This is a genomic window from Pantoea sp. ACRSC, from assembly GCF_022346785.1.
GTDB lineage: Bacteria > Pseudomonadota > Gammaproteobacteria > Enterobacterales > Enterobacteriaceae > Pantoea > Pantoea alvi.
On record NZ_JAKRNN010000018.1, the window covers coordinates 25,963 to 37,627 of the forward strand.

The 11,665-nt window shown below is 54.6% G+C and carries 12 protein-coding genes; 8 read left to right on the top strand and 4 right to left on the bottom strand.

Translation table 11 applies throughout. The features are described 5' to 3' along the window. Positions 1-18: 18 nt before the first annotated feature. Positions 19-1,485 (top strand): aspartate aminotransferase family protein, encoded by a 1,467-nt coding sequence (locus MHZ97_RS16465; protein ID WP_103796521.1) that lies wholly within the window; start codon positions 19-21, stop codon positions 1,483-1,485. A gap of 95 nt (positions 1,486-1,580) precedes the next feature. On the opposite strand, the gene ulaR is transcribed toward MHZ97_RS16465, so the two are convergent. Together ulaR and ulaG are read right to left on the bottom strand one after the other, a co-directional pair. Continuing rightward, positions 1,581-2,336, bottom strand: coding sequence for an HTH-type transcriptional regulator UlaR (gene ulaR / locus MHZ97_RS16470; RefSeq protein WP_103796522.1), 756 nt, complete (start codon positions 2,334-2,336; stop codon positions 1,581-1,583). A 66-nt stretch (positions 2,337-2,402) separates the two neighbouring features. After that, positions 2,403-3,467: an L-ascorbate 6-phosphate lactonase gene (gene ulaG / locus MHZ97_RS16475; RefSeq protein WP_239315068.1), complete on the bottom strand. Its 1,065-nt coding sequence runs from the start codon at positions 3,465-3,467 to the stop codon at positions 2,403-2,405. Positions 3,468-3,823: 356 nt separating this feature from the next. Here ulaG and ulaA point away from each other — a divergent pair, with 356 nt between their 5' ends. Genes ulaA through MHZ97_RS16505 form a run of 6 tightly spaced genes read left to right on the top strand, consistent with a single transcriptional unit; the run spans position 3,824 to position 8,228 of the window. Next, positions 3,824-5,221, top strand: a complete 1,398-nt coding sequence (ulaA, locus tag MHZ97_RS16480) for a PTS ascorbate transporter subunit IIC (protein ID WP_239315069.1) — start codon at positions 3,824-3,826, stop codon at positions 5,219-5,221. A gap of 12 nt (positions 5,222-5,233) precedes the next feature. Next, positions 5,234-5,539 (top strand): PTS ascorbate transporter subunit IIB, encoded by a 306-nt coding sequence (ulaB, locus tag MHZ97_RS16485; protein ID WP_103796525.1) that lies wholly within the window; start codon positions 5,234-5,236, stop codon positions 5,537-5,539. Between the two features lie 9 nt (positions 5,540-5,548). Next, a complete protein-coding gene (ulaC, locus tag MHZ97_RS16490; RefSeq protein WP_103796526.1) occupies positions 5,549-6,016 on the top strand; it encodes a PTS ascorbate transporter subunit IIA in 468 nt (155 codons plus the stop codon). Between the two features lie 12 nt (positions 6,017-6,028). Then, positions 6,029-6,679, top strand: coding sequence for a 3-keto-L-gulonate-6-phosphate decarboxylase UlaD (locus tag MHZ97_RS16495; RefSeq protein ID WP_224481384.1), 651 nt, complete (start codon positions 6,029-6,031; stop codon positions 6,677-6,679). A gap of 9 nt (positions 6,680-6,688) precedes the next feature. Continuing rightward, entirely contained in the window at positions 6,689-7,570 is an 882-nt protein-coding gene (locus MHZ97_RS16500; protein ID WP_103796528.1) for an L-ribulose-5-phosphate 3-epimerase, read from the top strand. After that, positions 7,542-8,228 carry an L-ribulose-5-phosphate 4-epimerase gene (locus MHZ97_RS16505; protein ID WP_239315070.1) on the top strand — a complete coding sequence of 229 codons (687 nt, stop codon included), beginning with the start codon at positions 7,542-7,544 and terminating at the stop codon, positions 8,226-8,228. Before MHZ97_RS16500 ends, MHZ97_RS16505 begins: the two co-directional genes overlap by 29 nt. A gap of 148 nt (positions 8,229-8,376) precedes the next feature. Here MHZ97_RS16505 and MHZ97_RS16510 read toward each other — a convergent pair whose 3' ends face one another. Then, on the bottom strand, positions 8,377-8,637 hold the full coding sequence (locus tag MHZ97_RS16510; protein WP_239315071.1) for a hypothetical protein: 261 nt from the start codon (positions 8,635-8,637) through the stop codon (positions 8,377-8,379). 25 nt (positions 8,638-8,662) lie between these two features. On the opposite strand from MHZ97_RS16510, the gene MHZ97_RS16515 reads away from it, so the two are divergent. Next, entirely contained in the window at positions 8,663-10,486 is a 1,824-nt protein-coding gene (locus tag MHZ97_RS16515) for an ABC transporter ATP-binding protein (protein ID WP_239315072.1), read from the top strand. A gap of 203 nt (positions 10,487-10,689) precedes the next feature. On the opposite strand, the gene MHZ97_RS16520 is transcribed toward MHZ97_RS16515, so the two are convergent. Further along, positions 10,690-11,457 (bottom strand): YoaK family protein, encoded by a 768-nt coding sequence (locus MHZ97_RS16520; protein ID WP_239315073.1) that lies wholly within the window; start codon positions 11,455-11,457, stop codon positions 10,690-10,692. Positions 11,458-11,665: the final 208 nt, after the last annotated feature.

Below are 11,665 nucleotides of genomic sequence, written 5' to 3' on the forward strand. Positions count from 1 at the left end.
GTGGAGCGGAATGCAATCATGTCTGAATTAAATCCGATCCTGGCGGGCTCGGCGCAGAGCATCGAAGCCTATCAGCAGGTTATCGAGCAGAGCAGCAAAGCGGTTGTTGAGTGGCTGAAGCAGCCTGAAATGTATCAGGGCAAAACCGTCGCGGAACTGCGCGAGCGTATTGCGCTGGACTTCAACCCGACCGGTCTGGGCAACCAGGCTGCCATTGAGCGCGCGGTGGAGTTCTTCCTGAAGGACAGCCTGGCGGTGCATCACCCGCAGTGCGTGGCGCATCTGCACTGTCCGAGCCTGGTAGTCAGCCAGGCGGCGGAAGTGCTGATCAACGCCACCAACCAGAGCATGGATTCCTGGGACCAGAGCCCGTCGGCGACCATCATTGAGATGAAGCTGATCGAGTGGCTGCGCGCCCAGGTTGGCTATGAAGCGGGCGACGCGGGCGTCTTCACCAGCGGCGGCACCCAGAGCAACCTGATGGGCCTGATGCTGGCGCGCGACGCGTTTTTTGCGCGTCAGGGCCACTCAGTGCAGCAGGATGGCCTGACAGGCGATCTGCGCAAGCTGAAGGTCTTCTGTTCTGAAAACGCCCACTTCTCCGTACAGAAGAATATGGCGCTGCTCGGCCTGGGCTACCAGTGCGTAACCCAAGTGAAAACCGACGAATACGCCCGTATGGACGTAACCGATTTGGCGGAGAAGATCGCCCAGGCGAAAGCCAACGGCGAACAGATCCTGGCGATCGTTGCCACCGCAGGCACCACTGACGCGGGCGCTATCGATCCGCTGCGCGACATCGCCGCGCTGGCGGCCCAGAACAATATCTGGGTACACGTCGATGCAGCCTGGGGCGGCGCGCTGCTGCTGTCGGAAAAATATCGCGACTATCTGGACGGCCTGGAGCTGGTGGATTCCGTTACCCTGGACTTCCACAAGCAGTATTTCCAGACCATCAGCTGCGGCGCTTTCCTGCTGAAAGATGCGGCGAACTATGAGCTGATGCGCTACCAGGCGGCTTACCTGAACTCTGAGTTTGACGAAGAGGCGGGCGTGCCGAACCTGGTATCCAAATCGCTGCAGACCACGCGCCGTTTCGACGCGCTGAAGCTGTGGATGGGTCTGGAAGCGCTGGGTCAAAAACAGTACGCGGCGATCATCGATCACGGCGTCACCCTTGCACAGCAGGTCGCGAAATATATCAGCGCCCATCCGCTGCTTGAGCTGGTGATGAAGCCGCAGCTGGCGAGCGTGCTGTTCCGCTTCCATCCGGAAACCGGCTGTCACGATCTTGCCGAAACCGCGCTGCTGAACCAGCGCATCGGCGACGCGCTGCTGGAATCGGGCCGCGCCAACGTCGGCGTGACCGAGCACAACGGCGTAACCTGCCTGAAGCTGACGCTGCTTAACCCCACCGTCACGCTGGAAGATGTGAAAGTCCTGCTGGCGCTGGTTGAGAAAACCGCGAAGCCGCTGGTAGGCTAAGCCGCTTAGAGGCGAAAAAGCCGGTAACTCAGGTTACCGGCTTTTTTTTGCGCCGCGCCAGGCCGCACGCAACGGCCTGCGGCGCATTCGCAGCGCTATACCAGCACCACCTCGATACCCTGCGCTTTCAGCGCGTTTACAATCCCGGCATCGGCCTGCTGGCCGGTGATCACCAGATCGATATTCTCCGCCTTGCTGAACAGCATGCCCGCGCGCTGGCCCAGCTTGCTGCTGTCCACCAGCACGCCCAGCTTCCCGACCATTCCCAGCATTTGCTGCTCAGAAATCGCCGTCAGCATATCCGTTTTATACAGCCCTTCGGCGGTCAGCCCGCCGCCGCTGGTAAACATCCAGTGACCGGCATAGAGGCTGCTGCTGCTCTCCTGGGGCGGCAAAATGATCGAATGATTTTTACTGTACTGGCCCCCCATGATAATGACGCTTTCATGGTCATGTTCAATCAGGTAGTTGGCCAGAGGCAGATAGTTAGTGATGATTTGTACTTTCTTGTTGCAGATTTCCTGGCCCAGCAGAAACGCCGTCGAACCGCAGTTAATCACCACACTTTCGCCGGGATGAATGAAAGTCGACGCCGCCCGGGCGATGCGCACCTTCTCGTCATGGTTTGGCGCCCGGTTAGGATTAAGCGGGAGCCAGGTCTCGCGTTCCGGCGTGATGGCTTCGGCGCCATTGCGGACTTTACGCACTTTCCCCTCTTTATCGAGGCGAATAATGTCGCGCCGGGTGGTGGCCGGAGAGGTACCCAAAAGTTCAGTAATCTCACTGACGCTAAGCACATCGTGTTCACGCAGCAGATTAATTAAAAGATGATGTCGCTGTGTTTCAGTCATTCTGCTACCTGTTTTTGTTTGACCGACCGTCAAGCGGAAGGTGCCGGATTATCCGGCACCTCAGCCCTAAAGAAAAGACTTAAAGGGTAGATCGGGTTCAGCTGTAAAACAGTCATCAAAACCGCGCGGATAGTGATATTCCAGCTTGTCTTTATCCAGCGGCCAGGTGAACTTGCCGCCGACCTGCCAGATAAAGGGCTTGAAGCCATAGTTCAGCCGATCTTTTTTCATCTCCCACAGCACGCGGATCTCCTGGGGATCGGCCTGAAAGTTTGACCAGATATCGTGGTGGAATGGGATCACCACGCGGGTTTTCAGCGCTTCAGCCATACGCAACATATCGGCACTGGTCATTTTATCCGTGATGCCGCGCGGATTTTCACCATATGAGCCAAGCGCCACGTCGATCTGATGGTCATTTCCGTGCTTCGCATAGTAGTTAGAGTAGTGAGAGTCACCGCTGTGATAAAGCGAACCGCCGGGGGTTTTGAACAGGTAGTTGACCGCGCGCGCGTCCATATTATCAGGTAGCATGCCCGCGGCTTTCTGATCGGCTGGCAGGGTAATCAGCGCGGTGCGGTCAAACGCATCCAGCGCATGAATCACCGTATCTTTGATTTTTATCTCATCGCCCGGCTTCACCACGATGCAGCGCGCTTCTGGCACTCCCCAGCCGATCCAGATATCCACGCAGCTCTGAGGCCCGATAAAGGGCACCGTCTCCGCGCAGTTTTGCATCACGGCGGCGGCCACGTTGACATCAATATGATCGTTGTGATCGTGCGTGGCGAGCACCGCATCGATCTGCCGAATGGCAAAAGGGTCGAGCACAAAAGGAGTGGTGCGCAGGTTGGGCTGGAGCTTTTCCACCCCGCTCATACGCTGCATCTGATGCCCTTTTTTCATCAGCCCGCTGCCGTGGCTCTGCTTGCCGGTGCCGCACCAGAAATCGATGCAAATATTGGCCCCGCCCTCTGACTTAAGCCAGATCCCGGTACAGCCCAGCCACCACATCGTAAAGGTACCCGGCGCGACCTGCTCCTGCTCAATCTCTTCGTTTAGCCAGCTGCCCCACTCCGGGAACGTGCTCAAAATCCAGGATTCGCGGGTGATGGTGTTCACTTTACTCATCGGTTCCACTCCTTAATGAAATCAAAAGTAATCACGATATGATTATCTTTGATTGATACTGACACGCTTTGATTCGGTTTGCAACGCCTTGATTACGCCAGTGACATTTGCATACCCGCTGCAACACCCGTACTTAACTGGCTAATAAATATGCTTTTTACTTATATATTAGCGGGGTAACCTTTAATTCAGGGGCGTTACAGGCAGGAGCGATCATGGCATGGCGCACAAAAATAATTTGCATGGCGCGTCACAAATAATCAAAAGTGATCTTGTGGTGATTTTTGGTGATTACTAGAGTGTTGGCACTGACCACACAGGGATTGCCCCTTGTGTTTTCCTTTCTGGAGAGCGTTATGGAGATCCTCTACAACATTTTTACCCTGTTCTTTCATCAGGTGATGACCAACGCTCCGCTGTTGCTGGGGATTGTGACCTGTCTGGGTTATATCCTGCTGCGCAAAAGCGTCAGCGTGATTATCAAAGGCACCATTAAAACCATTATTGGCTTTATGCTGCTGCAGGCGGGTTCAGGCATCCTGACCAGCACCTTTAAGCCGGTGGTCGCCAAAATGTCAGAGGTGTATGGCATTAACGGCGCCATCTCTGACACCTACGCCTCGATGATGGCCACCATCGATCGCATGGGGGATGCCTATAGCTGGGTGGGCTACGCCGTTCTGCTCGCGCTGGCGCTGAACATCCTTTACGTGCTGCTGCGCCGCATGACCGGCATTCGCACCATCATGCTGACCGGTCATATTATGTTTCAGCAGGCGGGCCTGGTGGCGGTTTCGTTCTATATCTTCGGTTACGCCATGTGGACCACGATTATCTGCACCGCGGTGCTGGTATCGCTCTACTGGGGGATCACCGCCAACATGATGTACAAACCCACCCAGGCCGTGACCGACGGCTGCGGTTTCTCTGTTGGGCATCAGCAGCAGTTCGCCTCCTGGATAGCCTGTAAGATTGCCCCCCGCCTGGGTAAACCTGAAGAGAGCGTGGAAGATCTCAAGCTGCCGGGCTGGCTGAACATCTTCCACGACAACATCGTCTCCACCGCCATTGTGATGACTCTCTTTTTTGGTGCCATTCTGCTCTCCTTTGGCATCAACGTTGTTCAGGCGATGGCGGGCAAAACCCACTGGACGGTCTATCTGCTGCAAACCGGCTTCTCTTTCGCGGTGGCGATTTTCATTATCACTCAGGGCGTGCGCATGTTCGTCGCTGAGCTATCGGAAGCCTTTAACGGCATCTCTCAGCGCCTGATCCCCGGCGCGGTTCTGGCGATCGACTGTGCGGCTATCTACAGCTTCGCCCCTAATGCCGTGGTCTGGGGCTTTATGTGGGGCACCATTGGCCAGCTGATTGCGGTGGGCATTCTGGTCGGCTGTGGCTCGTCGATTCTGATCATTCCCGGCTTTATTCCGATGTTCTTCTCCAACGCCACCATCGGCGTGTTTGCTAACCATTTTGGCGGCTGGCGCGCGGCGCTGAAGATCTGTCTGGTGATGGGAATGATTGAAATCTTCGGCTGCGTGTGGGCCGTCAGGCTCACCGCCATGAGCGCCTGGATGGGCATGGCGGACTGGTCAATTCTGGCTCCCCCTGTGATGCAGGGCTTCGCCTCGCTTGGACTGATTTTTATGGCCGTCATCATCCTGACTGCGCTGGCCTATATGTTTTTCGCAGGCCGTTCTTTGCGACAAGAAGAAGATGCAGAACAACCCGCAGAACTCTCTACTCACTAAGGAGTTTCGATTATGACCGTACGTATCCTGGCCGTGTGTGGCAACGGACAAGGCAGCTCCATGATCATGAAGATGAAAGTGGGCCAGTTTCTGACCCAGTCAAATATCGACCATACGGTAAGCAGCTGCGCAGTGGGTGAATATAAAAGTGAACTGAACGGTGCAGATATCATTATCGCATCGACCCACATCGCCGGCGAAATCAGCGTCTCAGGCAACAAATATGTGGTGGGCGTGCGCAATATGCTGTCGCCTGCGGATTTCGGTCCAAAACTGCTTGAAGTGATCAACGCACATTTCCCTCAGGACGTGAGGTAAGGACGCGCGATGAAATTACGTGATTCGCTGGCGGAAAATAACGCGATTCTTCTCCAGGCCGAGGCCAGCACCTGGCAGGAGGCGGTCAGGCTGGGCGTCGATCTGCTGGTCAGGGCGGATGTGGTAGAGCCGCGCTATTACCAGGCCATTCTCGACGGCGTGGCGCAGCACGGCCCCTATTTTGTTATCGCGCCGGGACTGGCAATGCCGCACGGCCGCCCGGAAGAAGGCGTGAAGAAAACCGGCTTTGCGCTGGTGACGCTGAAAACTCCGCTGCTGTTCAACCACGAAGATAACGACCCGGTGGACATTCTGATCACCATGGCCGCTGTGGATGCGCATACCCATCAGGAAGTGGGGATCATGCAGATCGTCAACCTGTTCAACGACGAAGCCAATTTTGACCGCTTACGCGCCTGCCGAACCGGACAGGACGTACTCAACTTAATCGATAACGCCACCGCGGCGGCAGTTTAACAGGAGCTGAACATGTCATTACCTATGTTGCAGGTTGCGCTGGATAACCAGACCCTATCCGACGCCTACGCCACCACCCGCCTGATTGCAGAGGAGGTCGATATCATCGAAGTCGGCACCATTCTCTGTGTCGGCGAAGGAGTGCGGGCCGTGCGTGACCTCAAGGCGCTGTATCCGCACAAAATCGTGCTGGCGGATGCCAAAATCGCCGATGCCGGCACCATCCTGTCGAAGATGTGTTTTGAAGCCCAGGCCGACTGGGTCACGGTAATCTGCTGTGCTGATATCAACACGGCGAAAGGCGCGCTGGAGGTCGCCAGAGGCTACAACGGCGACGTGCAGATTGAACTCACCGGTTTCTGGACGTGGGAACAGGCGCAGGCGTGGCGCGAGGCGGGCATCCAGCAGGTGGTTTATCACCGCAGTCGTGATGCGCAGGCCGCAGGCGTCTCCTGGGGAGATGCGGATATCAGCGCCATCAGGCGCCTGGCGGATATGGGCTTCAAAGTGACCGTCACCGGCGGGCTGGCGCTGGACGATCTGCCGCTGTTTAAAGGCATCCCCATCCACGTCTTTATTGCGGGTCGCAGCATTCGGGATGCGGCTTCGCCGGTAGAGGCAGCGCGTCAGTTTAAACACGTCATCACTCAGCTCTGGGGCTAAGGAGCCGCTATGTCGTTTAAACCGGTTCCGCTCGGCATCTATGAGAAAGCGCTTCCTGCTGGGGATGACTGGCTGGAGCGGCTCCAGCTGGCGAAGCAGCTGGGGTTCGATTTTGTTGAGATGTCGGTGGATGAGACGGACCAGCGCCTTGCTCGCCTCGACTGGCGGCGGGAGCAACGGCTGGCGCTGGTCAGCGCCATCGCTGAAACGGGGGTTCGCGTCCCCTCACTGTGCCTGAGCGCCCACCGCCGTTTTCCTCTGGGAAGCGAGGATGACGGGGTGCGTGCCCAGGGGCTGGAGATCATGCGGAAAGCGATTGCTCTGGCGCAGGATGTCGGCATCCGCGTTATCCAGCTGGCGGGTTATGACGTTTACTATCAGCAAGCCAACGATGAGACGCGTCGTCGTTTTCGTGACGGCCTGAAAGAGAGCGTCGAGATGGCGAGCCGCGCGCAGGTCACGCTGGCGATGGAGATCATGGACTATCCGCTGATGAACTCCATCAGCAAGGCGCTGGGCTATGCGCACTACCTGAATAACCCCTGGTTCCAGCTCTATCCAGATATCGGCAACCTGTCGGCATGGGATAACGACGTACAGATGGAGCTTCAGGCGGGCATCGGGCATATCGTGGCGATTCACGTAAAGGATACGCGGCCGGGCGTGTTTAAAAATGTTCCCTTCGGCACCGGCGTGGTGGATTTTGAACGCTGTTTTAACACCCTGAAGCAGACGGGCTACTGCGGCCCCTATCTGATTGAGATGTGGAGTGAAACCGCCGACGATCCGGTCGCCGAAGTGGCCAGCGCGCGGGACTGGGTACGTGAACGGATGGCGAAGGCTGGCTTACTGGAGGCGGAACATGCTTCGGCTCAAACAGCAGGTGTATGAAGCCAACGCGGATCTGCCGCGTTATGGCCTGGTGACCTTTACCTGGGGCAACGTCAGCGCTATCGATCGTGAGCGGAGTCTGGTGGTGATTAAGCCGAGCGGCGTGCCCTATGACAGACTGAGCGTGGAGGATATGGTGGTGGTCAATCTCCAGGGCGATGTGGTCGAGGGAAAATGGCGGCCCTCTTCCGATACCGCAACCCATCTGGCGCTTTACCGACGTTACCCTGAGATTGGCGGTGTCGTGCATACCCATTCAACGCACGCCACCGCCTGGGCACAGGCGGGGCGGGCAATCCCGGCGCTGGGAACGACGCATGCCGACTACTTCTTTGGCAATATTCCCTGCACGCGGGCGCTTACCCAGGCGGAGGTTGAGGGTGATTATGAGCTAAACACCGGTAAGGTGATTATCGAAACGCTGGGCGCAAGTGAGCCGCTGCATACGCCGGGAGTCGTGGTCTGTCAGCATGGCCCATTCGCCTGGGGTAAAGATGCGCATGAGGCGGTGCATAATGCCGTGGTGCTGGAAGAGGTGGCGAAAATGGCGTGGATTGCGCGCGGCATTAATCCACAGCTTGCGGAAATAGATGATTATCTGATGAACAAGCATTTTCTGCGTAAGCATGGCCCCAATGCCTATTACGGACAAAAATAAGGGGCATCGATGCACCGCAGCGGCGGACGGCTAAGCGAACGAACGGGAAGCTATTCCTTGCTGGGGAAGGCACAAGCACGCATTTAATCGCCGGTGCCGTGCTCCCTTCCCCAGCGCTTCCCGCCTCTATTTTCCGACGGGGTTAAGGCTATTTCGCCGTTCTGCCCGCAGCGACAATGCCACGTTTCGGCACCACTCTTCTGACGCGCATCAGCGTCATCGCCATCGACGTCAGCGCCAGTAAAATCAGTACCGCACCCAGCACCGCCATCGCGTGAAACCCTGCGTGACGAAACAGCCACAGCCCGACAATCCCGCCGCCGAGAAACGTAAAGTCCGCACGGTCAATGATAACAAGCCGTATATTAACGCTATCGCAATTTGAAATGACGGCACCGCCGCTGGCCATCATGATATCCAGTTAAGGAAAACCTATGTTAGCAAGGCTCTTTCATTTCTTTGAAAACTTACTGACGCCCTTCCCGGAAAAAGATATCTGTTTTACAGAGAAGAGACAGGGGATATGGTATTTCGTTAAAAAAATAAAATTTATTGTTGTGCTCATTGCTCTCGCCGGACTGATTAAAGCCGCCGTTGATGTCGGTATAATTTATACCCTGGGGCTGGTAATTGATTCTCTGAACGGCACTCTGCAACCTGCTGTCGCTCATCTGGTTACACAAAATCAGTTACTGGTCCTTACCGCAGTGCTGTTTCTTGTTGTTCGGCCGCTCTCAGCATTGAGCCTGGGATTACTTTGCGATCAATGCCTTCGCGCCCGTTTTAGCCCTATGATCCGCTGGTTACTTTATAACAAGGTGATTAATAATGACCTTGCTTTTTTTAACCATAATCACGCCGGAAAAATTGCATCCGCTGTCTGGCAGGCCGGACAGGCCGCGACAGAATTCTTACTTAGCGTATTGCAAAGAATAGGGTCGAATGTTGCCTTTATCCTTTTAACGCTGGGGTATATGAGTTTCATTAATACAGGGTTCACGGCTGTAGTTATTCTTTGGCTGGCACTTTATCTCGCTCTTTCAGTAAAATATGCGCCTGAAATAAAAAGACTGTCCCGTAAATCAGCTGACTCTTCCAATATAATCAACGGCCATCTTGTCGATATTTTTTCCAATATAATTAATGTCAAATCACTTTCGCCCCAGGGAGATGATAGTGAGTTTATGCGTCACAGGCTGAGCGATTTTATAAATAAGAATGAAAGTTTTCTGCGAGCCATTACCACGGCAGAGATGCTTCTGTTGCTAACCAGCTCAACGGCAATAGTCGCAGCAGGCTATATCTCAATTTTATCATGGCGCGAAGGGCTGCTTTCAGTGGGAGAGATTTCAGCTGTGTTCGGGCTAGTTTTGCGTATGGAAAGTCAGCTCTCTGCTCTGATGGAGCAATTAACCGGTGCGATGCGGTCGCTGGGGTTATTTAATGCTTCTGTTGAGACAATAGATTACCAGAATCAAATTACCGACGGCACTCTCCCGATACTGAGAGATAGCAGCGCAGGCGAGATAAAAATTCATGATCTGCATTTTCAGTATGCTGCGGGTAAAAGGATTATTCAGGGAATAAACCTGCATATCCGCCCCGGAGAAAAAGTCGCGATTGTGGGAGAATCTGGCTGCGGTAAATCGACGTTAATCAGTTTGCTGATGCGATTTTACGATCCTGAGCAGGGAGAAATTATGCTTGATGGCGTGGACATCAGGGAACTAAACCGACATGATCTTCGTCAGCAGTTCAGCATAGTCAATCAGGATAACTTACTGTTTAATCGTACTATTTATGAAAATATAACCTTTGGCTGCTCTCAATTCACCAAAGAAGACGTATGGAAGGCAGCAAAAAAAGCGAAGGCGCTGGATTTTATTCTTCAGGCTACAGACGGTACCCATAGCGGATTTGAGACCCTCACTGGCGATCGCGGTGTCAAGTTGTCGGGCGGTCAGCGCCAGCGACTGAGCATCTGTCGGGCTATTTTGCGTAATGCTCCGGTGTTAATTCTGGATGAGGCTACCTCAGCGCTCGACTCTCTTACGGAAGCTGAAATTCGTGATTCACTGAATGAGGTAATGGCAGGGAAAACGGTTATCGCAATTGCGCATCGGTTATCATCCATAACAGGAATGGATCGAATTTTCGTTCTTCAGAATGGTTTAATAGAGGCTGAGGGAACGCATAATGAGCTGCTTCAGCAGAGAGGACGCTACTACTCTCTGTGGAAAGAACAAGCCCGCTTATGATGTCAGATTCGCTTTTACTTAACGGAGAGCGACATTCCCTTTCTGTTTTCCAGATGCACTGTAACGTCTGTCCTGCTCCAGCGTCCGCTGCCAGAGAGGTAAACATTCTCCCTCTTGAACCCTTTCGCAGCGGTAAACTTGATTCAAGAGGGTAGCGTCTTTGGTTCGACTTTAGACATGTTGGACGCTGATTGCCGGGCAGGCTATTTCGCCGTTCTGCCCGCAGCGATAATGCCACGTTTCGGCACCACTCTTCTCACGCGCATCAGCGTCATCGCCATCGACGTCAGCGCCAGTAAAATCAATACCGCACCCAGCACCGCCATCGCGTGAAACCCTGCGTGACGAAACAGCCACAGCCCGACAATCCCGCCGCCGAGAAACGAGAAGATAGTGGTCAGGTGCGTTTTCAGCTGCTTCTTTTGCGCATGCGCGTTTTTCGACGGGTCGCGGCGTAGCATTGCGCTCAGCACAGAGGCGAAGGAGATGCCGGCATCGGTCAGGGTGCCGGTGATATGCGTGGCGCGCACGCGTCCGTTAGATAACTGCGTTGAGGTGGAGTTATGCACGCCCATCAGAAAACCGAGCAGTACTAAGACTTCGCGGTTATTGCCGGAAGAGTAGAAAAAGATTTCGAACAGCGACAGACACAACAGGGCGATCCCTTCCGCTACCAGCACCTGACAGAAAATGGTGCGCATATTGTGTTTAAGTCCGGCAATCACCGCCAGCCGCGCGGTGACCGCGCCCGCGACAAAGGCCAGCAGCAGGCAGCCGAGAAAGGTGAGATCGCGCAGATCGCTGTTATTCACTTCGCTGGAGAGCTGTGAAGTATTGCCCGACATATGTGAAGGAAAAAAGCCAAAGGCGCCTAACGCCATAGCGTTAAGCAGGCCAGCCGCTGTCGCCAGCCAGACGGCAAGATAGCGGTCTTCAGTGTGGGATCGCTCTCGCTTCATTTTTATCAACATTCACGCTTCACCTTTTTATTATTACCTGAGCTTAAGCGTAGGGAGTAATGCGATCCTTGTCACAGCGTCTAAGTAAAAAGAGTTAATAAAAATGTTAAGTAACTTAAATAAAAATGCGTTATCTCAGTTACTGTAAAGGCGCGGTGGGGTTACAGAAAAGTCAATTAGCGGCGGGCGTAATTTCGCGCCAGCCATTAATATAGCTGGC